The following is a 23335-nucleotide window of genomic DNA, read 5'->3' as shown; positions in this document are numbered from 1 at the left end:
TCGCGAAAAACTCGAGGGCGCCGCGGGCATCAGGCACCCCGCGTAATCGTTGACGTCCATCGCGAGCATGCTCGCTCCTACAGGGGTTCGTGTCAGGGCTCGACCTGGCTCCACTGTTTGCTCAGACGCTTGTCGGAGATCGGCACCTTCGTCCCTAACTGCTGGGCGAATAGCGAAACCCGGTATTCCTCCAGCCACCAGCGATACAGCTCCAGCTGTGGATCGCGCTTGCCTTCCTGGGCGTGTTTGTTGGCTCGGGTCTGGTATTGCGTCCAGAGGCCGGACAACTCGCCGCTCCAGACCCGATCCCGTTGCACCTGGGCGCCGATTTTTTCGAAACGCTGTTCGATGGCCTTGAGGTAGCGTGGCAGTTCCTTGAGCCACTGCATCGGCGTTTCCCGGACAAATCCCGGATACACCAGGTGGCTGAGCTGCTGCTTGATGTCGTTCAGGGCCACGGCTTGCGCCAGGTCGATCTTGCCCTTGAAGCGCTTTTGCAGGCCGTGCCAGTGCTTGAGGATTTCCAGAGTCAGTTTCGCCACGCGTTCGGCATGTTCGGTCCAGGTACCGCGCTTGCGTTCGGCCAACGACGCCAACCCGGCACCGTCGCGTGGCAGCGGGTCTTCACCGTCGAGGATGCAGCTGTCGAGGCTGGCCAACAGTATGTCTTCGACCAGTGCATCAACACGGCCCATGTCGCGATACAGCAGCCCCAGTTCGGTCAGGCCCGGCAACTTGCCGCGCAGGAACTTCGCCGGTTCCGCCAGTTGTTGCAGCAGCAAGCGCTGCAGGGCGCGGCGATGTTGGAACTCGGCTTCGGCCGGAGTCGAGAACCGTCCTTCCTTGACCGTCCCCGCCTCTTCCACCAGCGCCGGATAGACCGTCATCGACAGGCCGGCGATCTTCTGCTGGGTTTTCTCGGCGACGGCGGCGAACACTTTCGGTTCGACCGGCTGCTGGCTTTTCGCGGTTTGCGGTACCGCCAGGGCAGCCTGGCTGGCTTCGGCGAAACGCGCCGTCAGTTCGGCCAGGTCGCGTCCTTCGCCGAGAAACTTGCCCTGGGCGTCGACGATTTCCAGGTTCATCCGCAGATGGCTTTCGACCTGTTGTGCCGCCTCGCTCCAGGCTTCATCGCTGACCCGGGCGCCGGTCATGCGCAACAACTCGCGACCCAAGGCTTGTGGCAACGAGCCTTCAGCGAAGGTCATGCGCTGCAACGCGGCTTTGACGAAATCCGGCACCGGCACGAAATTCTTGCGCAAGGCCTTGGGCAAGTTACGCACCAGCGCAATGCACTTGGCTTCGATCACGCCCGGCACCAGCCACTCCAGGCGCTCCGGCGGCAGCATCGGCAACAGCGGTGCCGGTACCCGCAGGGTCACGCCATCACGCGGGTGGTTCGGTTCGAAGTGGTAGCTCAGGGCCAGTTCCAGGTCGCCGATGTGCAGCGTGTCCGGATAGTGCTGGGCGGTGACTTCACTGGCTTCGCGGGCCAGCACGTCTTCCTCGCGCATGATCAGCAGTTGCGGGTCTTTCTGGCTGTTGATCCGATACCAGCTGTCAAAGGTCGCGGTCTGGTGGATTTCTGCCGGCAGGCGCGCATCGTAGAAGGCGTAGAGGGTTTCTTCGTCAGCCAGGATGTCGCGGCGACGGGCCTTGGCTTCCAGCTCGTCAAGCTGTTCCAGCAACTGCTTGTTGGCGGTCAGGCATTTGGCTTTGGACTGGATCTCGCCGCGCACCAACGCTTCACGGATGAACAGTTCACGGGACACCACCGGATCGACCGGGCCGTAATGCACCGGCCGGCGGCCGACCACGATCAGCCCGAACAGGGTGATCTGCTCGAAGGCCACGACCTGGCCACGCTTCTTCTCCCAATGGGGTTCGAAGTGGTTTTTCTTGATCAGGTGCCCGGCCAGCGGCTCGATCCAGTCGGCATCGATCTTGGCCACCATGCGTGCATACAGCTTGGTGGTTTCCACCAGTTCGGCGGTCATCAGCCATTGCGGACGCTTCTTGCCGATACCTGACGAGGGGTGAATCCAGAATCGTCGCTGACGCGCGCCGAGGTAATCGCCGTCTTCGGTTTTCTGGCCGATCTGGCTCAGCAACCCCACCAGCACCGCCTTGTGCAGTTTTGGATAGTCCGCCGGCTCTTTATTGAGGCTCAACTGCATGTCGCGGCAGATCAGGCTCAATTGGCGATGGGAGTCGCGCCATTCACGCAGACGCAGGTAATTCAGGAAATTCTTGCGACACCAGTTGCGCAGCGGGCTCGCCGTCAGCGCCTGGCGCTGCTCTTCGAAACCGCGCCACAGGTTGACCAGCCCGGCGAAGTCCGAGTCGCTGTCCTTCCATTGCGCATGGGCCTGATCCGCCGCTTGCTGGCGTTCCGGCGGACGTTCGCGCGGGTCCTGGATCGACATGGCACTGGCGACGATCAGCACTTCCTGCAGGCTGCCGAGCTTCGCCGCTTCGAGTAGCATGCGGCCCATGCGCGGGTCCACCGGCAGCCGCGCCAATTGGCGACCAAGGGGGGTCAACTGGCTGTTGCGGTCTACTGCCGAGAGTTCTTGCAGCAGGTTGAAACCGTCGCTGATCGCCTTGCCATCTGGCGGTTCGATAAACGGGAACGCGGTGATTTCGCCGAGGCGCAGGTGCAGCATCTGCAAAATAACCGCGGCCAGGTTGGTGCGCAGGATTTCCGGATCGGTAAATTCCGGACGCCCGAGGAAATCCTCTTCGCTGTACAGGCGCACACAGATGCCCGGCTCGACCCGTCCGCATCGGCCCTTACGCTGGTTGGCGCTGGCCTGGGAAATGGCTTCGATCGGCAGGCGCTGGACCTTGGCGCGGTAGCTGTAGCGACTGATGCGCGCAGTGCCGCTGTCGATCACGTATCGGATGCCCGGCACGGTCAGCGAGGTTTCCGCGACGTTGGTCGCCAGCACCACGCGACGGCCCGGGTGCGACTGGAAAATCCGCTGCTGCTCGGCCGGCGACAGGCGCGCGTACAACGGCAGGATCTCGGTGTGTTTGAGCTGGGCCTTGCGCAGCATGTCGGCGGCGTCGCGAATCTCGCGCTCGCCGGGCAGGAACACGAGCACGTCACCGGGGCTGCGGCGTTCGCTGCGCTCATAGGCGGCAATTTCATCGAGGGTGGCGAGGATCGCCTGATCCACCGTCAGGTCGTCTTCGACGCGGTTGCCTTCCTCGTCCTGTTCCAGGGTCAGCGGGCGATACCAGGTGTCCACCGGGAAGGTGCGACCGGAGACCTCGACAATCGGCGCATCGTCGAAATGCTTGGAGAAGCGCTCCAGGTCGATGGTCGCCGAAGTGATGATGACTTTCAGGTCCGGACGACGCGGCAGCAGGGTTTTCAGGTAACCGAGCAGGAAATCGATGTTGAGGCTGCGTTCGTGGGCTTCGTCGACGATGATCGTGTCGTAGCGTTCCAGATAACGGTCGTTCTGGGTTTCCGCCAGCAGGATGCCGTCGGTCATCAGCTTGATCAACGTATTGGAATCGCTCTGGTCCTCGAACCGCACCTGATAGCCGACCAGGGCACCCAACGGCGTGCCGAGTTCTTCGGCCACACGGGCGGCCACGCTGCGCGCGGCGATCCGACGCGGTTGGGTGTGGCCGATCAGGCCATGTTGGCCGCGCCCGATTTCCAGGCAGATCTTCGGCAGCTGGGTGGTTTTACCCGACCCGGTTTCGCCGGCAATGATCAGCACCTGATGCTGTTGCAGGGCCTTCTTGATTTCGTCGCGCTTGGCGGCGATCGGCAGGCTGTCGTCGTAACGAATCACCGGCAGGCTGGCACGGCGGGCCAGCACCTGGTCACAAGACGCCTGCATCCGCGCTACCCACTGGGCCAGTTTGGCCTCGTCGGGTTTCTTGCGCAGCTCAAGCAACTGCCGCCGCAGCCGGTGGCGGTCGGCGAGCATGGCGTGATCGAGGTTTTTCAGCAGTTTGTCGATGGAGGGCGATTCGTCGGTCATCAGGTACGCAATTCAGTCGTCTAGTGGCGCAGGGGGCGGATTGTCGCAGATTTGGGCTTCCGTGTGATCGCTGGTTCCCTGATCGTTCCCACGCAGAGCGTGGGAACGATCTGTGTGGGGGGTTACTCGTTATCGAGGCCCTTGCGCCGATAAGGGAACACATCGATCACCTTGCCGGCACGGATGGCCTCTTGCAGGCTCTTCCAGTAATCGGCGTTATACAGCTCGCCGTGCAGTTGATCGAACAACTTGCGCTGGCCCGAATCGGCAAATAGAAACGGCGGGAATTCCTCAGGAAACACATCCAGCGGCCCGATCGAATACCAAGGCTCGGACGCCATCTCATCTTCCGGCGTACGCGGTTGCGGAATGTGGCGGAAGTTGGCTTCGGTCAGGAAGCAGATCTCGTCATAGTCATAAAACACCACGCGCCCATGCCGCGTGACGCCGAAGTTCTTGAGCAGCATGTCCCCGGGAAAGATGTTCGCCGCCGCCAGTTGCTTGATCGCCAGGCCGTAATCCTCCAGGGCTTCGCGCACCTGCGCCGGGTTGGCGTTTTCCAGGTACAGGTTCAGCGGCGTCATCCGCCGCTCGGTCCAGCAGTGGCGGATCAGCACCGTGTCGCCTTCCACCGACACCGTGGACGGCGCGACATCCAGCAGTTCTTCGAGGCACGCATGGTCGAACTTGCTCAGCGGGAAACGGAAGTCGGCGAACTCCTGGGTGTCGGCCATGCGCCCGACACGGTCGACGCTTTTCACCAGCCGGTACTTCTCGATCACCGTAGCGCGGTCGACGTTTTTCGACGGTGAGAAACGGTCCTTGATGATTTTGAATACCGTGTTGAAACCCGGCAGGGTGAACACGCTCATGACCATGCCGCGCACGCCCGGCGCCATGATGAACTGGTCGTCGGTGTTGGCCAGGTGGTTGATCAGCGCGCGGTAGAACTCAGACTTGCCATGCTTGTAGAAGCCGATCGAGGTGTACAACTCGGCGACGTGCTTGCCCGGCAGGATGCGCTTGAGGAAACCGATGAACTCCGCCGGCACCGGCACATCCACCATGAAATACGAACGGGTGAAGGAAAAGATGATCGACACGTCCGCCTCGTCGGTGATCAGTGCATCGATCTGGATCCCCCGCCCCTCGAGGTGCAGAAGCGGGATCGCCAATGGCCATTGCTCATCGGCGGTGTAGATGCGCCCCACCAGGTAGGCGCCCTTGTTGCGGTAGAGCACCGAGGAAAACAGTTCGACGCTCAGTTCAGGGTCCTTGCACACCCAATCGGGCAGGTTCTCGCGCAGTTGCGCTTCAAGGCGGCGCAGGTCGCCGGGCAGGTCGGCGTAGTCCTCGCTGAAGCGATAATCGGCGAAGATGCTCGCCAGCATGCCCGCCAGCTGGCCTTGGGGCTTGTAGGTGCGGGTTTGCGCGGCGCGGGCCCGGCGCAGGCTCGGCCGTGTGGTGTGGATGAACATGCAGCCGTCGCTGATCAGGTCATGGCTGAACAGGCCGCAGAAAATCGAGTTGTACCAGGTCTCGGACAATTCATCGTCGAAGCGCAGGTCGATCAAGGTGATGTACGCGCTCTTGACCAGCGGCCAGCAACTGACGTCCAGCGTGTCGGTGTCAAAGGCGGTGTGCAATCGTGCCACTGTCTCACTGACTTTTTCTTCGTAGAGATTGATCCGCGCCGCCGACGCCGACTGCGTCTCCTGCCACCTGGCTTGCTCGAAGCGGGCCCGGGCGCCGTCGGTGATCTGGCGAAAATGCTCGCGGTAATCGTCAAAGCCATCGAGGATCAGGCGGGCGATGTCGGCGGCTGGCCATTGCTGCGGCATGGTGAGACCTCTGCGGGAATTCGTGAGCCCTGAGCTTAGCCAGTGAAGCGGGTGCAGGAGAAGTGTAATTTTGCGCGCGGGTTATTTGCCCGTTTTCCGGTTGCCATGGATCAGCCGCTCGGCAACACTCTCCCCCGATCAAGGAAGGAGAGCAGCGTGAACCCCGTCGATATAGTCCGTTTACTGTCACTGGCGGCCATCTGGGGTGCGAGCTTTCTGTTCATGCGCATCATCGCCCCGGTGATTGGCACGATCCCTACGGCCTTTTTCCGCGTGTCGATTGCCGCTACCGGCTTGTTGCTGATCCTCGGGCTGATGCGCATCAGCTGGGATTTCAAAGGCAAGCTCAAGACTGTGATGCTGCTCGGGGTGATCAACTCCGGGATTCCAGCAACTCTGTATTCCGTGGCTGCCCAGGTGCTGCCGGCCGGGTACTCGGCGATTTTCAACGCCACCACACCACTGATGGGCGTTTTGATCGGTGGGCTGTTTTTTCATGAGAGACTCACCGCCGCCAAGCTCGGCGGGGTATTGCTCGGATTGCTTGGCGTTGGTGTGCTGACCCGCGCAGGCCCGGTCGCATTCGACCTGCAGTTGCTGATGGGCGCCTTCGCCTGCCTGCTCGCCACCACCTGTTATGGTTTCGCCGGATTCCTCGCCCGCCGCTGGCTGGATCAGGCCGGCGGCCTCGACAGCCGTTTGTCTGCGCTGGGCAGCATGCTCGGCGCCACGCTGTTCCTGTTGCCGTTGTTCGGCTACAGCGTGATCAGCCAACCGCCGGCAAGCTGGGGCGGCTGGAGTGTCTGGTTGTCGCTGCTGGGATTGGGGCTGGTGTGCACCGCGCTTGCGTACATCGTTTACTTCCGCTTGCTCAGTTCGGTCGGGCCGGTGAGGTCGATGACCACGACCTTCCTGATCCCGCCGTTCGGCGTGTTGTGGGGGGCGCTGTTACTGGATGAGCCATTGTCGATGGCGCATGTCTATGGCGGGGTGTTGATTGCGGCGGCGTTGTGGCTGGTGTTGAAGCAGGCCAGGACCAGGTAAGTTGCTGCGACGATGATTGTAGGAGCTGCCGCAGGCTGCGATCTTTTGATCTTGTTTTTAAAAGCAAAATCGAAAGATCGCAGCCTGCGGCAGCTCCTACAGGGGGAAATCACAACGCCAACGAACTCACCTCCCCATCCACCAATCGCCGAATCCCCAGCGGATTAGCGTTCTGCAACGCCTCGGGCAGCAACGCGTCCGGGTAGTTCTGGAAGCACACCGGGCGCAGGAAGCGGTCGATGGCCAGGGTACCGACCGAGGTGCCGCGCGAGTCGGACGTCGCCGGATACGGCCCGCCATGCACCATCGCTTCGCACACCTCGACGCCGGTCGGATAGCCATTGAGCAGAATCCGCCCGACCTTTTCCTGCAACATCTCCGCCAGCCAGCGGTACTGCAGCAACTCGTCAGGCTCGCCGATCAAGGTCGCCGTCAACTGCCCGCGCAGGCCCTGTAGCGCCGCCGCCAACTGCGCGCGGTCCTCGACTTCGATGACGATGGTGGTCGGCCCGAATACTTCTTCCTGAAGCAACTCATCGCCCTTGAGCAACAGGCTGACATCGGCCTTGAACACTTGCGGCTGCGCCTGATTGCCCTGTTGCGGCTTGCCCGCCAGATGAGTCAGCCCCGGATGTTCGTGCAGTTCACCCAAACCTCGGCTGTAGCTGTCCAGCCCTGCGGCATTGAGCATGGTTTGCGCAGGTTGCTGGTTCATGCTCGCGCAAAAAATTTCGAGAAAGCTGCTGAACTGCGGCGAACGCAGGCCGATGACCAGCCCTGGATTGGTACAGAACTGACCACAGCCCAGGGTCACCGAGCCGGCGAGTTGCGCCGCGATCTGCTCGCCGCGCACCGCCAGCGCCTCGGGCAGCAGGAACACCGGGTTGATGCTCGACATCTCGGCGAACACCGGAATCGGCTGTGGCCGGGTTGCGGCCATGTGGCTCAAGGCATTGCCACCTTTGAGCGAACCGGTGAAACCCACGGCCTGGATCGCCGGGTGCTTGACCAGCCACTCACCGACGCCACCGCCATAAATCATGTTGAAAACCCCGGCCGGCATTTGCGTGCGTTCGGCGGCGCGGATGATCGCGTCCGCCACCCATTCGGCGGTTGCCATGTGCCCGCTATGGGCCTTGAACACCACCGGGCAACCGGCGGCCAGGGCCGAGGCGGTATCGCCACCCGCCGTGGAGAACGCCAACGGAAAGTTGCTCGCGCCGAACACGGCCACCGGCCCCAGGGCGATGCGGTACTGACGCAGATCCGGGCGCGGCAATGGCTGGCGCTCCGGCAGCGCCCGATCGATGCGTGCGCCGTAGAAATCACCGCGACGCAGCACCTTGGCGAACAAGCGCAACTGGCCGCTGGTGCGACCGCGTTCGCCCTGGATACGCCCGGCCGGCAACGCGGTTTCGCGGCAAACGGTGGCAACGAAATCCTCGCCCAGCGCATCGATTTCATCGGCGATGGCGTCGAGGAAGGTCGCGCGTTTTTCCGCGCTCAAGATGCGGTAGATCGGGTACGCCGCCGCGGCGGCTTTGGCGGCGGCATCCACTTCGGCTTCGGACGCCTGAAAGAAGGTGCCGGGCAATGGCTCGCCGGTGCTTGCATCGAGACTTTGCAGTTGCAAGGTGCCGTTGGCGCTGCGGCGGCCGCCGATGTAGTTGTGGCCAAGAAATTGAGTCATGTGAGTTCCTTGATCAATGGCAGACCTGTAGGAGCCGGCTTGCCGGCTCCTACAGGGGGTCAGAGTGTGCGCACCTGACCGATAGGCAACGGCTGGGCACTTTCGCCGATGCCGTTCACCAGTGGCGCACCGAACTCATCGAGGCTGATCTGGAAGCGATCGCCCGGCTGGGTCTTGATGCTGTCGGCAAACGACAGTGTGGCGGTGCCGAAGTAGTGCACATGAACGTCACCGGGCCGCAAGAATTGTGCGTACTTGAAGTGGTGGAACTCGAGGTTGGCCAGGCTGTGGCACATGTTGTCTTCGCCGCTGAGAAATTCCTTTTCCCAGATCGTTTCGCCATTGCGCTTGATGCGGCTGGTGCCGACCAGGTGCCTGGGCAATTCACCGACGCGCAACTCGGGTCCGTAGGAGCAGCAGCGCAATTTCGAATGGGCGAGGTACAGGTAGTTACGCCGTTCCATGACATGGTCGGAGAACTCATTGCCCAAGGCATAACCGACGCGATACGGCTGGCCGTCGTCGCCGATCACGTAGAGCCCGGTCAGCTCCGGTTCTTCACCGGCGTCTTCGGCGAAGGGCGGCGCCGGGAAGTCCGCACCAGGGCGCACGACGATGCTGCCGTCGCCCTTGTAGAACCATTCCGGCTGCGCACCGACCTGTCCGGCCGCTGGCTTGCCGCCTTCCAGGCCCCATTTGAACATGCGCATGGTGTCGGTCATGCCGGCTTCGACGGCGCCCTCCTGCTGGTGCATTTTGTCCCGCGTCGAGGCGCTGCCCAGGTGGGTCAGGCCGGTGCCGCTGATCAGGCAATGGGCGGGGTCTTCGTGGTCCAGTGGTGGCAGGACCTGGCCTTGGCCCAACAGCTGTGCGTAGTCCGGGCCCGGCGCGGTGCCGCGCAAAGCGACTTCTTCTGCCAGGCTGCGTTTGGCGTGGATCGCCGCGAGTGCCAGTTCGCGGGTGCTGCGGGTGCCTTGGAGCACCTGCACTTGTGCCCCGTCGACCAGCCCGACCTGGCGTTCACCGGCCGTGTTTTCGAATTGAATCAGGCGCATGTCGTCCTCCGGTAGTCGTGGGGTCACTCGATGATGTTGAAGTCGCTCAGGTACTCATCGGAGATTTCCAGGCCAAGACCCGGCTTGTTGTCGTCGAGCTGGATATAGCCGTTGACCGGTTGCGGCTCGCCCTTGAACACGTAGTAGAAGAGTTCGTTGCCGACCTCGACGTCGAACACCGGGAAGAACTCGGCCATCGGCGAGGCGGTGGTGGACATGGTCAGGTGATAGTTGTGCATCTGCCCGGCGTGCGGAATGACCGGTACAGACCAGGCTTCGGCCATGGCGTTGATCTTGCGCGCGGCGGTGATGCCGCCGACGCGATTGGTGTCGTACTGGATCACGTCGACGGCGCGACGTTCGAGCAGGTCCTTGAAGCCGTAGGACGTGAATTCGTGCTCACCGCCGGAGATCGGCATGATCCCCATTTTTTTCAGCTCGATGTAGCCTTCGATGTCATCGGCGATCACCGGTTCTTCCAGCCAGCGTGGCTCGAACTCGACCAGTTTCGGCAACATGCGGCGGGCATATTCGAGGGTCCAGCCCATGTAGCATTCGAGCATGATGTCAACGTCGGGACCGGCCAGGTTACGCAAGGCGCGCACTTGTTCGATGTTCTTGCGCATGCCCGCCGGGCCGTCTTTCGGGCCGTAACCGAAGCGCATTTTCAGCGCGGTGAAGCCTTGGTTCAGATACCCCTGGGCTTCTTCGAGGAACAGGTCGAGGTTGTCGTTGGCGTAGAGCTTGGAGGCGTAGGTCCAGATCTTTTCCTTGGTGCGGCCGCCGAGCAGCTTGAACACCGGCTTGTTGACCGCCTTGCCCATGATGTCCCAGATGGCGATATCGATCGCCGAGATGGCCGCCATGCCGATGCCTTTGCGGCCCCAGGCATGGCTCTGGCGGTACATCTTCTGCCAGATGTATTCGTTGTCGAACGGGTCTTCGCCAATCGCGATGGGTGCCAGGTAGGTGTCGATGATTTCCTTGGCCACCCGTGGCGCCAGGGCGCAGTTGCCGATGCCGACAAGACCGGTGTCGGTCTCGACTTCCACCACCAGCCAGCCGTGGAATCGGAACGAGCCCATGGCATCGCCGCGTTCGAACAGGATGTCGCTGGCGTTGGTGCAGAAGTGCGCTTGAGGTGGGACGACTTTGCCTTTCCACTCGAAAACGCGGGTACGGATCGCTTTGATTTTCATGAATACAGATTCCTTGCGCTGCCGGCTTCTTGTCATTGTTGTGTCGTTGCGTAGAGCCGCTGGAGAGCGGTTGTGCGCATTCGATGGAGCGACTTTAGCCAGCGCCAAGGGGCTGCGGATAATCACTTATGCGTATCCGGCGATAACCTGGGGTGATAGGAAAAAGCGGTTATCAGGTAGATCGAGTTATCAGACCAAAAACAAAAAGATCGCAGCCTTCGGCAGCTCCTACAGGATGTATGCCATCCCCTGTAGGAGCTGCCGAAGGCTGCGATCTTTTGATCTTGCCCTTTTAGTAGCTGTTGCCCCCCATCCGGCAAGCAATCTCGAATGCCTGGCGAGTCGCGCCGACATTCGCCTTGCCCTGCCCCGCGATATCGAACGCGGTGCCGTGGGCCGGTGTGGTGATGGGAATGGGCAGGCCACCCTGAACCGTGACGCCACGGGAGAAGCCCATCAACTTGATCGCGATCTGCCCTTGGTCGTGATACATGGTGACGACCGCATCAAAGGCACTGGCGTCGCCCTGGACCTTGAGGAAGATCGTGTCGCCCGGGTACGGCCCTTCCGCCGCGATTCCCAGCGCCTGGGCCTTGCGCACCGCCGGGCCGATGATGTCCAGTTCTTCACGGCCGAACGAGCCGTTGTCGCCGTTGTGCGGGTTCAAACCGCAGACGCCGATGCGCGGTTTTTCCAGGCCGTTGCGCTTGAGGGCGGTGTCGATCAACTGAATCGCTTCCACCACCCGCTCCTGGCTGAGCAACCCCGGCACTTCAGCCAACGCGACGTGAGAGGTCACCCGTGAAGTCCAGAGATTGTCGAGCACGTTGAACTCGCAGAATGGCCCGTGGAAATCCAGCAGCTCGGCGAACCAGTGCAGCTCATCGTTGTGGGCCATGCCGGCCATGTGCAGCGAGGTCTTGTTCAACGGCCCGAACAATATTGCGTCGGTGGTCCCGGCCTCGGTCAGGCGCAGCGCTTTTTCCAACGTGTCGAGGCTGTAGCGACCGCCAATGACGCTGACCTCGCTGCGCGGAAATTCACCGAAGGTGTCGCCGCGAAAATCGAAGAACAACGGCGTGTCATCAACAAAAGACAGCTGCTCCAGAGACTCCACCCGACGATAGGGAAACTCCACCCCGGCGATGCGCATACCGCGACGCATTTCCGCTTCGTCGGCAATCAGGATCACGTTGGCCTGGCCGCGCACATCGGGCTCAGCGAGCAAGCGTGCGATCAGTTCCGGGCCGATGCCCGCCGGGTCACCCAGGACCATCGCGATGGTTGTCTTGTTCATGCTTCACTCCTCAAGGATTCAGGCAGCGCCCGGTCAATGGCGCAAGGTTCGCAGCGGTAGATGCGCTGCGCGTTGCTGTAGAACAGTCGTTCCTGATCGGCCACTGGCAGATCGGCGACGATGGATTTGAAACCGCTGTAGATGTCGTCGAACGAGCCGCACAGGCTGTCCACCGGAAAATTGCTGGCGAACATCGCTCGTCGGGTGCCGAACATCGCGATGATTTCGCGCACGATCCAGGCGTTGTCGATGGTGCGCCACGCCCGGCCCGCCTGGCCCAGGCCAGAGATCTTGACCTGCACGTTCGGCCACTGCGCCAACCGCGCCATCGCTGCTCGCCATCCCGCCAAGCCTTCGGCGCTGCGATCGTTGGGCAACCCGGCGTGATTGAGAATCAGGGTGATGCCGGGGAAGTCCCGGGCCAGCCGTTCGGCCTCGGGCAGGTTCCACCAGGGCGTCTGCAAATCAAAGTGCAAGCCCAGCCCCTCCAATGCGGCGTAACTGCGCCGCCAGTGCTCGTCGCTCATCAGGCTGCGCACCCGCCCGAACTGTTCGGGTGACGTCGGCCCGCCCGGTTTGTGCCGCACGCTGCGTACGCACTTGTAGGTGGCCTGCTCGGCCAGCACCGCAATGGCGTCCGGGTGGTCGAGCCAGGCTTGCGCGACGATCGCATTCGGCACCCCGTAACGGGCGGCCAGTTGTTCGATGAAACGGGTTTCGCCAATCGGGTCCTGGGGGTTCCATTCGGTCTCGACATACACCGTTTGCACCACCCGATGCTCACCGGCATCGGCGAAGTAATCCTCGGGAAAATAGCGGCGCTTGATCGCGCTGTAGTCACCGTAGCGAAACGCAATGTTGGCTTCGGGCGCCAGCCACGGATGGTCGTTGATCGTTGGGTCCCAGAAGTGATGATGGGCATCGATGATCGGTCCATTCCAACGCTCAGCCATAACGCACCTCGTCGAGACTGATGAACAACGTCGCCAGCACAAACACTGCCGAGCACGCGGCGAAGAACCCGAGCACGGGGGCGAAGCCACCGCTCATTTGCAGGATCACCCCCACCAGGATCGGCACCGCGATACCGCCGGTGCTGCCGGCCATGTTCATCACGCCACCGATCAACCCAACCCGCGCTGGCGCTGCCAGCAACGCCGGGAAGCTCCAGTAGAGGCTGCCCCACATCAGGAAAAACGCGGTCATGGCCAACAGCGCCACGGCCGCAAAGGGATCGCTCAGGGTCGGCAACAGCAGGAACGCGCCGAGGGCCACCAGGCCGGAAAACGCCAGCAGGCTCTTGACCGCGACACCACGGCTGACACCTTTGCGGATCAAACCGTCGCAGAGGAAACCACCGGTCAACGATCCCAATGCACCGCAGACAAAAATCACGAAAGTCGCCGCGCCAATGCCCTTGATATCAAAACCCCGGGCTTGCGCCAGATAGCTCGGTCCCCAGGTCAGCAGGCCGAAATACACCATCGCCCAACTGGCACGACCGATCAGCAATCCGCTGAGTGAACGGCCGGCAATGCCCAGGCCCTTGACCGGGGCACGGGCGGCCTCGGCGGCGGGGGTGGCGCGTCCGGCGTTGATTTTCGCAAGCTCCAGGGCATTGACCTGCGGGTGACCGGCGGGATCATCACGCAGATAACGCCGCGCCAGCCACGCCAGCACCAGGGTCGCGACACCGGCGATCACAAAGGCCAGGCGCCAGGAGTCCAGCGAAGCAATCAGATAGGCAATGATCAACCCGCCGAGCGCCACGCCCAACGGGCTGCCGCTGTCCATCAACACTGCACCGCGGCTGCGTTCGCTGGGCGCCAGCCACAAGGAAATCAGCTTGCCGCCGGACGGAAACAGCGGAGCTTCCGAGGCCCCCAGCGCCACGCGGGCAAACAGCAACGACAAGCCGCCAGTGGCGAACGCCGCCAGCACCTGGAACGTGCCCCACAACCCGGTGGACCAACTGATGACCCGATGCGGCCCGAAGCGGTCGATCAACCAGCCACCGGGAATCTGCAACAGTGCGTAGGCCCAGAAGAAGCTGCTGAGGATCAACCCTTGCATGCTCGGAGAAAGGGAAAATTCATGGGCGATGGTCGGCATGGCGATGGACAGCGACACCCGATCGATCAGGTTGACCATGGTCAGCGCAAAGATGATCGCGAAGATCCGCCAACGCACATTGCTGGCTTTCGCGGCGCCGGCCTGCGGGATCGCATCTGCCGTGGGCAGATGCAGGGAAGCACTGGGACGAGCCATGGTGCGTACCTCGATTTATTATTTTTGTGAAGTTGCAAACATCGACCTGTAGGAGCCGGCTTGCTGCGGGCGGCGTTCCGACGATAGCGGAGTGTCAGGCGCCATCAATGTCAATTGAGGCGCCGCTATCGCCAGCAAGCCGGCTCCTACAGGTTTGACGTGCCGCGTTTGTAGCGGTGTTGGTGAGCACTATCGAAAAACCGGTGATAACCGTCTAATCAAAACTTGAAATCAGGTGATAGCTTTGGGTTATGGCATGCCAAGCTTTCAATGGGCTTTCAACGAAGGCATACATTGTTCTGGACGAGCTATAACCCCAGGCTATCGGTGTATGTATTGTTTTGACTAGACGCGGCGACGGCGTCTTCCCACACTCTGGCCAGGCTTGCAGCTTTCGAACGCCAACAAGTCACTCATAACAACTACAAAAACGAGGCTCTTCCATCATGCGAAATGCATTCGTCCGTCGCACATCCCGTCTGTTTCTTGGCTGCACCCTGGTCGCCGCGGGCGCCCTCCCCGCCCTGGCCCACGCCTGGCAACCGGACAAGAACGTCGAAATCGTTGTCGCCGGTGGCCCCGGTGGCGGTACCGACCAACTCGGTCGCCTGATCCAGTCGATCATCACCACGCATAAACTGCTCGACGTTAATACCATCGTCCTCAACAAGGGCGGCGGCAATGGCGCCGAAGCCTTTCTCGACATGAAGATGAACAAGGGCGATGCCGAGAAACTGGTGATCGGCACCAACAACATCTACCTGTTGCCGCTGGTGTCCAAGCTCGGCTATCAATGGCAGGAGCTGACGCCGATTGCCGCCGTGGCCGAGGATGACTTCATTCTCTGGAGCTACAAAGGCGCACCGTGGAAGGATGCGAAAAGCTTCTACGAAGCGGTCAAGGCTGACCCGTCGAACCTGCGCATGGGTGGCAGCCAGTCCAAGGACGTCGACCAGACCCTGACCCTGCTGCTGAACCAGACCAACAACAGCAAACTGGTGTACATCCCGTTCAAGAGCGGCAGCGAAGCCGCCACCCAACTGGCTGGCAAGCACATCGCCGCCAACGTCAACAACCCCAGCGAAAGCATCAGCCAATGGCGCGGCGACCAGGTCGAACCGCTCTGTGTCTTCAGCCAGGAACGCATGAGCTACACCGAGAAAGTCGCCGGTGATAAATCCTGGGCCGATGTGCCGACCTGCCACGAGCAAGGCCTGGGCATCGATCAATACCGCTTCCCGCGCACCGTGTTCATGCCCGGCGACGTTTCCGCCGAGCAACGTGCGTTCTATGTCGAGCTGATGCGTAAAGTCACCGAGACGCCGGAGTTCAAGGCCTACGTCAAGCAGAACGCCCTGGTGCCGACCTTCCTCGAGGGCGAGCCGCTGACTGCCTACATCGAAAAAGACACCGCCCGCGTCACCCCGGTATTCAAAGAAGCCGGTTGGTTGAAAAACTGACGTTGTCGCGGCCGCTCGCCTGCGGGCGGCCGTCATTTGCTGGAGGTGTCTGCATGTCCCATTCTTCGGATTCACCCGCGCTGGTCGGCACCCGTTGGGTCGAACTCGGCCTGACACTCTTCACCGCGCTGATCGGCGTAGTGGTGATGTTCGGCAGCGTCGAACAAGGTATCGGCTGGGGTGATGCCGGCCCCGAGCCTGGTTACTTCCCCTTCTACATCGGCTTGATGCTGAGCGCCGCGAGCGTGGCCAACGGCGTGTTGACCGTGGTGCGCTGGCAAGCGCTGAGCATCGCATTTGTCAGTCGCAGTGCATTCAGGCAAGTGCTGTCGGTATTCATCCCGATTGCGTTGTTCGTCGCAGCCATGCCACTGACCGGCATCTACGTCGCCTCGGCATGCTTCATCGCCTGGTTCATGTGGCGTGACAGGGTCCGCGCCAAGCCTTACGGAAAATGGATGATCGCTACGGTATCCCTCGGCGCGGTCCTGGCCAGCTACCTGATTTTCGCGCTGTGGTTCAAGGTCACGCTGGATGCAGGCCCATTGGGCGACTGGATTGCCCTGGCCGGGAGAAACTTCAAATGAGCGAATTCGATTCCCTGTTGCAAGGCATGAACCTGATCCTGACCCCGGGCCACATCGGCCTGATGGTGATCGGCGTGCTGCTGGGCATCCTGGTCGGTGTGTTGCCCGGCCTCGGCGCCCCCAACGGCGTGGCACTGTTGCTGCCGCTGACGTTCACCATGTCGCCGGTGTCGGCAATCATCCTGCTGTCGTGCATGTATTGGGGCGCGCTGTTTGGCGGCTCGATCACCTCGATCCTGTTCAACATCCCCGGTGAACCCTCATCGGTGGCGACGACGTTCGACGGCTACCCGATGGCCCGCGAAGGTCGCGCCGCTGAAGCCCTGACCGCCGCGTTCAGCTCGGCGCTGATTGGTGCGCTGGCCGGAGTGTTGTTGCTGACGTTCCTGTCGACCAAAATCGCCGCCTTCGCCATGTCGTTCAGTTCGCCGGAGTTCTTCGCGGTGTACCTGTTGGCGTTCTGCACTTTCATCGGCATGAGCAAGAACCCGCCGCTGAAGACCGTGGTGGCGATGATGATCGGTTTCGCCATGGCGGCGGTCGGCATGGATACTGTGTCCGGCAACCTGCGGTTGACCTTTGACCAACCGATCCTGATGACCGGCATCAGCTTCGAAGTGGCGGTGATCGGCCTGTTCGGCATCGGCGAAATCCTCTGCACAGTGGAAGAAGGCCTGGTGTTCCGCGGCGAACATGCGCGCATTACCCCGATGGTGATCCTGCGCACCTGGGCCAAGCTGCCGCGCTACTGGTGGACCATTGTGCGCAGCACCCTGGTCGGTTGCTGGATGGGCATTACGCCGGGCGGCCCGACCGCCGCATCGTTCATGAGCTATAGCCTGGCGCGTCGCTTTTCGAAAAACCGCGACAACTTTGGCAAGGGTGAACTCGAAGGCGTGATCGCCCCGGAAACCGCCGACCACGCGGCCGGCACCAGTGCCTTGCTGCCGATGCTGACCCTGGGTATTCCCGGTTCAGCCACCGCTGCGGTGATGCTCGGCGGTTTGATGATCTGGGGCCTGCACCCTGGGCCAACGCTATTTGTCGAGCAGCATGACTTCGTCTGGGGCCTGATCGCCAGCATGTACCTGGGCAACGTGGTGAGCCTGATCGTGGTGTTGGCCACCGTGCCGCTGTTCGCCTCGATCCTGCGCATTCCGTTCTCGATCATCGCGCCGATCATCATCATGGTCTGCGCCATCGGTGCCTACTCGGTGCATAACTCGTTCTTCGACGTGGTGCTGATGCTCGGGTTCGGCGCGCTGGGATATCTGTTCAAGAAACTTGGCTACCCGATCGCGCCGCTGGTATTGGCGGCCGTGCTGGGCGACAAGGCTGAAGATGCTTTCCGTCAGTCGATGCTGTTCTCTGACGGGCACCTGGGGATTTTCTGGTCCAACCCATTGGTGGGTAGCCTGACCACGGCGGCGTTGTTAATGCTGTTCTGGCCGTTGATTTCCAAGGCGCTGCAAACCCTGATGGGCCTGCGCAAACCCCAGGTCGCCAAGGCAAAATCGGTGCTGTGACACAGCAATGCTGGCAACGCCTGACATTTGTTGTCAGGCTTGCCACAGTTTTGTTTGCGAGTACGGCCCATGCCCCGAATTCCTGATGCCAATGTAATCCACAGTCGACTGCGTCTGCGCCAGCTGCGGCTGATGCTGGCGCTGGAGGAATTCGGCTCTTTGCGCCGTGCCGCCGACCACATCGGCATGACTCAGCCGGCGGCGACCAAGATGCTGCACGAGGCTGAGGATCTGCTCGGCGTCGAACTCTTTGAACGCCTGCCTCGGGGCATGCGCTCGACCCCGTTCGGGGAAACTGTCATCTACTACGCGCGCATGGTCTTCGCCGAACTCAGCGGCATGCGCGAAGAACTGGTTGCCCTGCAATCTGGCAACCTGGGGCGAGTCGCCGTTGGCGCGATTCCGGCGCTGGCCTCGGGGCTGTTGACCCGCACCATCGCGACCTTGAAGCAAAGCCATCCACGCTTGTCCATGAGCATCCAGGTCGATACCAGCGACGTGCTGGTGCAGGCGCTGCTGCAGGATCAACTGGACATTGTCCTGGGAAGAATTCCGCCCGGAGCACGGGCCGAAGAACTGCTGTTCGACAGCCTGGGTGAAGAAGCCCTGTGTGTGATTGCCGGTGCGCAGAATCCGCTGGCGAAGGAGAAGCAACTGGGTTGGGCAGAACTGCAGAACATGACCTGGGTGCTGCAACAGCAACCCAGCCCGATGCGCGCGATCATCAACCAGGTGTTCCATAATGCGCGGGTCGATATCCCCAGCAGCATCGTCGAAACCACCTCGATCATGACCTTGCTCTCATTGATTCAGCAAACCGATATGCTCGGCGTCACGCCGGTGTCGGTGGTCGAGGATTATCCTGGTCGTGACCTGCTGGCGGTATTACCGATCAAGTTTGAAGCACGCTTGCCACCGTACGGGCTGATTACCCGTCGCCATCGCATTCAGTCGTCTGCGATGCAGGCGTTCATGAACTCGGTGCGCGCCGAACAGGCGCTGAGCAAATGAAAAGGCCCCTGTAGGAGCTGCCGAAGGCTCGGGCCGCGTTCGGACGATCTTTTGATCTTGCTTTTTAAAAGATCAAAAGATCGCAGCCTTCGGCAGCTCCTACAGGGAAATGGTTTACGCGGCTTTACGGAATACAAACACCAGTCCGACGATAATCAGCACCATGCCGAGGATGCTCAACATCGCCAGTCGATTGCCGAAAATCAGGTAATCCATCACGGCCGTCACGGCGGGTACCAGATAGAACAGGCTGGTGACATTCACCAGATTGCCCCGGGCGATCAAGCGGTACAGCAACAAGGTCGCCAGCACCGACACCACCAGGCCCATCCACAACACGGGCACGATGAAACCGCTACCGTGTTCGAAATGAAAGGGCTGGAACGGCACGAAAATCCCGCAAAGCAACAGCCCCGCCAGGTACTGCACCGGCAGCGTGCCGAGCGGATTGTCGGTGATGCGTTTCTGCATGATCGAACCGAAGGTCATGCTCACCAGCGCCAGCAAGCCAAAGAGCATCCCGGCCAGCGACATGCCGGCCAGGCCGATGCCCTGATAGACCACCATGATCAAGCCGGTCAAGCCCAGCGACAGGCCGAACATTCGGCTGGCTGAGCGCTGACGCTCCATGAGCACCACCGTGAGAATCGGTTGCACGCCCATGATGGTCGCCATCACTCCGGGCGTGACCTTGAGGTCGAGCGCCAGCAGATAAAAAATCTGGTACGCCCCCAGCAACACCAAACCGGTGGCCATCGCATACCGCATCGCCTTGCCGCCCTTGGGCAACTTCAATTTGAGCAACGGCATCAACAACACCAGGCCGCACAAGGCGATGACGAAGCGAATCAACAGAAAGGCAAAGGGTGACGCATGGGCCAACCCCCACTTGGAGAAGATCGCCCCGCTGCTCCACAGCAGAACGAACAGGCTCGTGGAAGCCGCCGCGAGCGCGGACTTTTTTGAAAGGACAAACATGAAATACCACCTGTAGTCAGGCAAGAAGCCAACTCAGCCGAAGCTGAAATCCAGTAGTTTTTTTACGGGCGTATTTGCAGGCGGGCAGGGAAACAGCAGAAAACGCTGATCAGCCCGAAATGCCAACACCCGGCGGCGCTACGACTGCGCACACCGACGTGCTACTGACAGGTGGAGGGTAATGACTGATCTGCACAGGCTGCTGGTTCCCGCACGGCACGACGCCAGCGTTGACCGCTGAATCGACTACCGCGTTGATGAGGGATGCAGGCATTGGGCTGATCTTTTTCGAGGGATTAAGAAAGCAGGTCATGAGGACCTGCTTGTGTTGACTATACCCAGAGCTCGACACCCTTGGCAATGCATTGGAAGGCGTGACAGGCATCAACCCGCTTGCAAAAGACGGTTGAGGTACTGGCCGTAACCATTTTTCGCCAAGGGGGCCGCCAGTCTTTGCAACTGATCGGCATCGATCCATTTCTGCCGGAAAGCAATTTCTTCAGGGCACGCGACTTTCAGGCCCTGGCGACGTTCGAGCGTGGCAATGAACAGACTGGCATCGAGCAGTGAGTCGTGAGTCCCGGTATCCAGCCAGGCATAACCGCGCCCCATGATTTCTACCGACAGGTTGCCCTGGTCCAGGTAAAGACTGTTGATATCGGTGATTTCCAGCTCGCCACGCGCCGATGGCTTGATGCTCTTTGCCATCTCGACCACGTCCTGGTCATAGAAATACAAGCCGGTGACCGCAAAGTTCGACTTGGGCTTGAGTGGCTTTTCTTCCAGGCTGATCGCCTTGCCCTGGCCGTCGAACTCGACCACGCCGTAACGCTCCGGGTCATTGACGTGATAGGCAAAGACACTCGCCCCGGACTGGCGCGCCATGGCACTTTGCAGGATGTTGATGAAGTCGTGGCCGTGATAGATGTTGTCACCCAGGACCAGGGCGCTGGGGTCGTTGCCGATAAAGTCTTCGCCGATGATGAATGCCTGCGCCAGGCCATCGGGCGAAGGCTGCACGGCATAGGTAATGTTCAGGCCCCAACGGGCGCCATCCCCCAGCAGCTGCTCGAAACGCGGCGTGTCCTGGGGTGTGGAAATGATCAGGATATCGCGGATACCCGCCAGCATCAGGGTGCTCAGTGGGTAGTAGATCATCGGCTTGTCGTAAACCGGCAGCAGCTGCTTGGAGATGGACAGTGTCGCCGGATGCAGACGTGTACCGGAGCCGCCGGCAAGGATGATGCCTTTACGATTGAGCATATTCATTTCTCCAGTATTTCTGCGAGCATCCGTGTCACGCCGACTTTCCAGTCAGGCAAGCTCAGCGCAAAGGCCTTTTGCAGTTTTCGCGTATCGAGTCGGGAGTTGCCTGGGCGTCGTGCCGGCGTCGGGTACGCCTCGGTGCCGATCGCCTCGACCATTGCCGGGGTTACCTTGAGATTCATGCCTGCGCGCTCGGCTTGTTCTAGTACAAATCGAGCATAGCGACACCAGGTGGTTTCGCCAGTGGCGGCAAGGTGATAGATCCCGCCCAATTGCGGGTCGGCCAGTACGCTGCGGATGACATGGGCGGTCACATCCGCCAGCAATTCGGCACCGGTTGGTGCGCCGAACTGGTCATCGATCACGGCCAGGCTTTCACGTTCACGGGCCAGGCGCAGCATGGTCGTGGCAAAGTTGTTGCCCCGCGCGGAATACACCCAGCTGGTTCGCAAGATCAGATGCGCACAGCCGCTGGCGGCAATCGCCTGTTCGCCGGCCAGCTTGCTGGCGCCATAGACACTCAATGGCGCTACCGGATCAGTTTCCTGCCAGGGTTGGTCGCCAAGCCCTGCGAACACATAATCGGTGGAGTAATGCACCAGCAGAGCCTTGAGCCGTAGCGCCTCTTGCGCCAGCACTGCCGGCGCATCGGCATTGATCCGATAGGCCAGCTGCGATTCGCTTTCGGCCTTGTCGACCGCAGTGTAGGCCGCGGCGTTAACGATAACGTCCGGCGCGAAGCGTTGCACGGTAGCGGCCAGCCCCGGCAAATCATTCAGGTCACCGCAGTACGCCTGGCTTGAGGAGTCCAGCGCCAACACTTCTCCAAGGGGCGCAAGGCTGCGTTGCAACTCCCACCCCACCTGGCCGTTCTTGCCGAGCAAGAGCAGCTTCATGCGCGGCGCCCGGCATAATTTTTCTCGACCCATTCGCGGTAGGCACCGGACTGGATATTGCGCACCCAATCCTGGTTGTCCAGGTACCACTGGACGGTTTTGCGAATGCCGGTCTCAAAGGTTTCTGCCGGCTTCCAGCCCAGTTCACGTTCGAGTTTGCGGGCATCGATGGCATAACGACGGTCGTGCCCTGGCCGATCGGTCACATAGCTGATTTGTGCATGGTAGGGCTGGCCGTCCGCGCGCGGACGTAGCTCATCAAGCAACGCGCAGACGGTGTGCACGATTTCCAGGTTGGTTTTTTCGTTCCAGCCACCGACGTTGTAGACCTCACCCACGCTGCCGGCCTCCAACACGCGGCGGATGGCGCTGCAGTGGTCCTTGACGTACAACCAGTCGCGGATTTGCTGGCCATCGCCATAGACCGGCAATGCCTCACCGGCCAGCGCGTTGACGATCATCAGCGGAATCAACTTTTCCGGGAAATGATATGGCCCATAGTTGTTCGAGCAGTTGGTGGTCAGTACGGGCAGGCCATAGGTGTGATGATAGGCGCGCACCAGGTGATCGCTGGCGGCTTTGCTCGCCGAGTAGGGACTGTTGGGTTCATACGCGTGACGTTCGGTGAACGCCGCCTCGTCCTTGGCCAGCGAACCATAGACTTCATCGGTAGACACATGCAGGAAGCGAAAGGCCTGCAACGAATCGCTCGCCAGCCCTTTTACGTAGGCGCGTACGGCTTCCAGCAAACGAAATGTGCCAACGATGTTGGTGTCGATGAATGCCTGTGGCCCGTGGATGGAGCGGTCGACATGCGACTCGGCGGCAAAATTGAGAATGGCACGGGGCCGGTGCTCTTCGAGCAAGCGTTCGACCAAGGCGCTGTCGCCGATATCGCCTTGCACGAATACATGCTGCGTATTGCCCGTCAGGCTGCTGAGGTTATCCAGGTTGCCGGCATAGGTCAGCTTGTCCAGATTGACTACGGTTTCGTCGGAGTGAGCCAGCCAGTCCAATACGAAATTTGCCCCAATGAAGCCTGCACCGCCAGTAACCAGGATGGTCATTGATTCAGACCTTTTTCAGTAAGGTTGCGAGGATCGGGCCCAGGTTCTCAAAGACGCATTGCCCCTTCAAAACCGGCAGGCTTGAAAACCGTGCAGCCCGGTTAAAACCCAATGGCGTTACGGCCAAGGCAATTCTGCTGTCGCGA

17 protein-coding genes are annotated in these 23335 nt (G+C 61.1%); 5 read left to right on the top strand and 12 right to left on the bottom strand.

Annotated features, from left to right (window positions below; translation table 11 throughout):
* Positions 1 to 92: 92 nt before the first annotated feature.
* Entirely contained in the window at positions 93 to 4004 is a 3912-nt protein-coding gene (hrpA, locus tag PSUM_RS14270; RefSeq protein ID WP_083348408.1) for an ATP-dependent RNA helicase HrpA, read from the bottom strand.
* 122 nt (positions 4005 to 4126) lie between these two features.
* Positions 4127 to 5845, bottom strand: a complete 1719-nt coding sequence (aceK, locus tag PSUM_RS14265; protein WP_083348407.1) for a bifunctional isocitrate dehydrogenase kinase/phosphatase — start codon at positions 5843 to 5845, stop codon at positions 4127 to 4129.
* Positions 5846 to 6001: 156 nt separating this feature from the next.
* Here aceK and PSUM_RS14260 point away from each other — a divergent pair, with 156 nt between their 5' ends.
* A complete protein-coding gene (locus PSUM_RS14260) occupies positions 6002 to 6889 on the top strand; it encodes a DMT family transporter (RefSeq protein WP_083348406.1) in 888 nt (295 codons plus the stop codon).
* 109 nt (positions 6890 to 6998) lie between these two features.
* Here PSUM_RS14260 and PSUM_RS14255 read toward each other — a convergent pair whose 3' ends face one another.
* The 6 genes from PSUM_RS14255 to PSUM_RS14230 form a co-directional block, all read right to left on the bottom strand.
* Entirely contained in the window at positions 6999 to 8579 is a 1581-nt protein-coding gene (locus tag PSUM_RS14255; protein WP_083348405.1) for an aldehyde dehydrogenase (NADP(+)), read from the bottom strand.
* Positions 8580 to 8638: 59 nt separating this feature from the next.
* A complete protein-coding gene (gene araD1 / locus PSUM_RS14250) occupies positions 8639 to 9634 on the bottom strand; it encodes an AraD1 family protein (protein WP_020797853.1) in 996 nt (331 codons plus the stop codon).
* Positions 9635 to 9657: 23 nt separating this feature from the next.
* Positions 9658 to 10833: an L-rhamnonate dehydratase gene (locus tag PSUM_RS14245; RefSeq protein ID WP_083348404.1), complete on the bottom strand. Its 1176-nt coding sequence runs from the start codon at positions 10831 to 10833 to the stop codon at positions 9658 to 9660.
* Between the two features lie 292 nt (positions 10834 to 11125).
* Positions 11126 to 12130 carry a 4-hydroxythreonine-4-phosphate dehydrogenase PdxA gene (locus PSUM_RS14240; protein WP_083348403.1) on the bottom strand — a complete coding sequence of 335 codons (1005 nt, stop codon included), beginning with the start codon at positions 12128 to 12130 and terminating at the stop codon, positions 11126 to 11128.
* A complete protein-coding gene (locus PSUM_RS14235; protein WP_033044529.1) occupies positions 12127 to 13083 on the bottom strand; it encodes an amidohydrolase family protein in 957 nt (318 codons plus the stop codon). Before PSUM_RS14235 ends, PSUM_RS14240 begins: the two co-directional genes overlap by 4 nt.
* Complete coding sequence (locus PSUM_RS14230) at positions 13076 to 14398, bottom strand: MFS transporter (protein ID WP_083348402.1); 1323 nt, start codon at positions 14396 to 14398, stop codon at positions 13076 to 13078. The genes PSUM_RS14235 and PSUM_RS14230 overlap by 8 nt, the downstream gene beginning before the upstream one ends.
* 446 nt (positions 14399 to 14844) lie before the next feature.
* Here PSUM_RS14230 and PSUM_RS14225 point away from each other — a divergent pair, with 446 nt between their 5' ends.
* The 4 genes from PSUM_RS14225 to PSUM_RS14210 all read left to right on the top strand — a co-directional run bounded on the left by PSUM_RS14225 (position 14845) and on the right by PSUM_RS14210 (position 18982).
* On the top strand, positions 14845 to 15858 hold the full coding sequence (locus PSUM_RS14225; RefSeq protein WP_020797847.1) for a Bug family tripartite tricarboxylate transporter substrate binding protein: 1014 nt from the start codon (positions 14845 to 14847) through the stop codon (positions 15856 to 15858).
* Positions 15859 to 15911: 53 nt separating this feature from the next.
* Positions 15912 to 16445 carry a tripartite tricarboxylate transporter TctB family protein gene (locus tag PSUM_RS14220; protein ID WP_083348401.1) on the top strand — a complete coding sequence of 178 codons (534 nt, stop codon included), beginning with the start codon at positions 15912 to 15914 and terminating at the stop codon, positions 16443 to 16445.
* Positions 16442 to 17971, top strand: a complete 1530-nt coding sequence (locus PSUM_RS14215) for a tripartite tricarboxylate transporter permease (RefSeq protein WP_020797845.1) — start codon at positions 16442 to 16444, stop codon at positions 17969 to 17971. The genes PSUM_RS14220 and PSUM_RS14215 overlap by 4 nt, the downstream gene beginning before the upstream one ends.
* Before the next feature lie 69 nt (positions 17972 to 18040).
* Positions 18041 to 18982 carry a LysR family transcriptional regulator gene (locus PSUM_RS14210; protein ID WP_083348400.1) on the top strand — a complete coding sequence of 314 codons (942 nt, stop codon included), beginning with the start codon at positions 18041 to 18043 and terminating at the stop codon, positions 18980 to 18982.
* 114 nt (positions 18983 to 19096) lie between these two features.
* On the opposite strand, the gene PSUM_RS14205 is transcribed toward PSUM_RS14210, so the two are convergent.
* The 4 genes from PSUM_RS14205 to rfbB form a co-directional block, all read right to left on the bottom strand.
* Positions 19097 to 19960 carry a DMT family transporter gene (locus tag PSUM_RS14205; RefSeq protein ID WP_020797843.1) on the bottom strand — a complete coding sequence of 288 codons (864 nt, stop codon included), beginning with the start codon at positions 19958 to 19960 and terminating at the stop codon, positions 19097 to 19099.
* Between the two features lie 384 nt (positions 19961 to 20344).
* The gene (gene rfbA / locus PSUM_RS14200) at positions 20345 to 21223 is read right to left on the bottom strand and encodes a glucose-1-phosphate thymidylyltransferase RfbA (RefSeq protein ID WP_020797842.1); all 879 of its coding nucleotides are present in this window, start codon (positions 21221 to 21223) and stop codon (positions 20345 to 20347) included.
* A gap of 2 nt (positions 21224 to 21225) precedes the next feature.
* Positions 21226 to 22122, bottom strand: coding sequence for a dTDP-4-dehydrorhamnose reductase (gene rfbD / locus PSUM_RS14195; protein WP_083348399.1), 897 nt, complete (start codon positions 22120 to 22122; stop codon positions 21226 to 21228).
* Complete coding sequence (gene rfbB, locus PSUM_RS14190) at positions 22119 to 23189, bottom strand: dTDP-glucose 4,6-dehydratase (RefSeq protein WP_020797840.1); 1071 nt, start codon at positions 23187 to 23189, stop codon at positions 22119 to 22121. Before rfbB ends, rfbD begins: the two co-directional genes overlap by 4 nt.
* Between the last annotated feature and the right edge of the window lie 146 nt (positions 23190 to 23335).

Origin of the sequence: Pseudomonas umsongensis, assembly GCF_002236105.1 — a bacterium.
Taxonomy (GTDB): domain Bacteria; phylum Pseudomonadota; class Gammaproteobacteria; order Pseudomonadales; family Pseudomonadaceae; genus Aquipseudomonas; species Aquipseudomonas umsongensis.
The sequence above is the reverse complement of the archived record's forward strand: the minus strand, read 5'-3'. Positions and strand labels throughout refer to the sequence as shown.

Excerpts from the sequence above, each read along its gene's own strand:
- PSUM_RS14255 (WP_083348405.1), bottom strand. The coding sequence starts at position 8,579 with ATGACTCAATTTCTTGGCCACAACTACATCGGCGGCCGCCGCAGCGCC.
- PSUM_RS14230 (WP_083348402.1), bottom strand. The coding sequence starts at position 14,398 with ATGGCTCGTCCCAGTGCTTCCCTGCATCTGCCCACGGCAGATGCGATC.
- PSUM_RS14205 (WP_020797843.1), bottom strand. The coding sequence starts at position 19,960 with ATGTTTGTCCTTTCAAAAAAGTCCGCGCTCGCGGCGGCTTCCACGAGC.
- PSUM_RS14235 (WP_033044529.1), bottom strand. The coding sequence starts at position 13,083 with ATGGCTGAGCGTTGGAATGGACCGATCATCGATGCCCATCATCACTTC.
- PSUM_RS14215 (WP_020797845.1), top strand. The coding sequence starts at position 16,442 with ATGAGCGAATTCGATTCCCTGTTGCAAGGCATGAACCTGATCCTGACC.
- PSUM_RS14245 (WP_083348404.1), bottom strand. The coding sequence starts at position 10,833 with ATGAAAATCAAAGCGATCCGTACCCGCGTTTTCGAGTGGAAAGGCAAA.
- araD1 (WP_020797853.1), bottom strand. The coding sequence starts at position 9,634 with ATGCGCCTGATTCAATTCGAAAACACGGCCGGTGAACGCCAGGTCGGG.
- hrpA (WP_083348408.1), bottom strand. The coding sequence starts at position 4,004 with ATGACCGACGAATCGCCCTCCATCGACAAACTGCTGAAAAACCTCGAT.
- aceK (WP_083348407.1), bottom strand. The coding sequence starts at position 5,845 with ATGCCGCAGCAATGGCCAGCCGCCGACATCGCCCGCCTGATCCTCGAT.
- PSUM_RS14240 (WP_083348403.1), bottom strand. The coding sequence starts at position 12,130 with ATGAACAAGACAACCATCGCGATGGTCCTGGGTGACCCGGCGGGCATC.
- rfbA (WP_020797842.1), bottom strand. The coding sequence starts at position 21,223 with ATGCTCAATCGTAAAGGCATCATCCTTGCCGGCGGCTCCGGTACACGT.
- PSUM_RS14210 (WP_083348400.1), top strand. The coding sequence starts at position 18,041 with ATGCCCCGAATTCCTGATGCCAATGTAATCCACAGTCGACTGCGTCTG.
- PSUM_RS14225 (WP_020797847.1), top strand. The coding sequence starts at position 14,845 with ATGCGAAATGCATTCGTCCGTCGCACATCCCGTCTGTTTCTTGGCTGC.
- rfbB (WP_020797840.1), bottom strand. The coding sequence starts at position 23,189 with ATGACCATCCTGGTTACTGGCGGTGCAGGCTTCATTGGGGCAAATTTC.
- rfbD (WP_083348399.1), bottom strand. The coding sequence starts at position 22,122 with ATGAAGCTGCTCTTGCTCGGCAAGAACGGCCAGGTGGGGTGGGAGTTG.
- PSUM_RS14220 (WP_083348401.1), top strand. The coding sequence starts at position 15,912 with ATGTCCCATTCTTCGGATTCACCCGCGCTGGTCGGCACCCGTTGGGTC.